This window comes from Mycoplasma sp. 1890 (assembly GCF_053851615.1).
On sequence record NZ_JBSQAZ010000022.1, the window covers coordinates 1 to 821 of the forward strand.

The following is an 821-nucleotide window of genomic DNA, read 5'->3' on the forward strand; positions in this document are numbered from 1 at the left end:
TCTTTTATGATTAACCTGATAACCTCTTTTTAAAAGTTCCTGGTGAATACGCCTTACCCCATATCTTCCTTTATGTTCATTAAAGATATCTTTGATTTCATTTAATAATTCTTCGTTTCTTAATTCTACAACATCTACCTTATTTATCTCAAAGTAATAAGTTGATTTTGCCATTTGCATAGCTTTAAGAAGATGTTTTAATTGATATCCTTTTTCACGGAGTTCTTTGATGAGTGCTGCTTTTTCGCCTTGAGTAGTGCAGCTTTCATTTCTTCTCTCAAGGCGATCTCTTTTTTTATTACTTCGTTTTCTGCCTTGATATATTCATTTTCTGCTCTTAAACGAATTAATTCTTCGTATTCGGATTCTTCAAGTTTTATGCGATTGTTATAATTAATCTTTTTCATATCTGGATTCCTTGATTTATGCCCTTTCTTTTTATCGATAAGACCATTATATCCATAAATTTCATATTTGCGAACCCATTGATATAGAATTCCTTCACTTATTCCTGCATTAATCGCAACAGAACTAATCGAATTTCCTGCAAGCGCTCGAGATATTAACTCATGCTTTTCTTCTGAAGACCAAGCCTTATTTTGTAATTTGTGCTTTAATGCTTCAGGTCCACGTGCATCTTCGATTCTGACCCATTTTCGAACTGTGTCTCTAAATAATTTTTTTGAAACACCATCAGGCGTGTCTGGCGATATACCTTGTCGATACATTTCAACACACTTTCTTTTAAATTCATAATCATAGCGCATAAAAATAACCCTCCTTACTGGTTTTTATTTGTCCAGTAAAGAGGGTACATATCA

The 821-nt window shown here is 33.0% G+C and carries 2 protein-coding genes; both read right to left on the reverse strand.

Annotated elements, in window-relative coordinates:
* On the reverse strand, positions 1 to 180 hold a 180-nt coding region (locus ACWXVO_RS03150), incomplete at its 3' end, for an IS3 family transposase (protein WP_456002582.1).
* Positions 181 to 197: 17 nt separating this feature from the next.
* Positions 198 to 767, reverse strand: a complete 570-nt coding sequence (locus ACWXVO_RS03155) for a transposase (protein WP_456002585.1) — start codon at positions 765 to 767, stop codon at positions 198 to 200.
* Positions 768 to 821 lie beyond the last annotated feature (54 nt).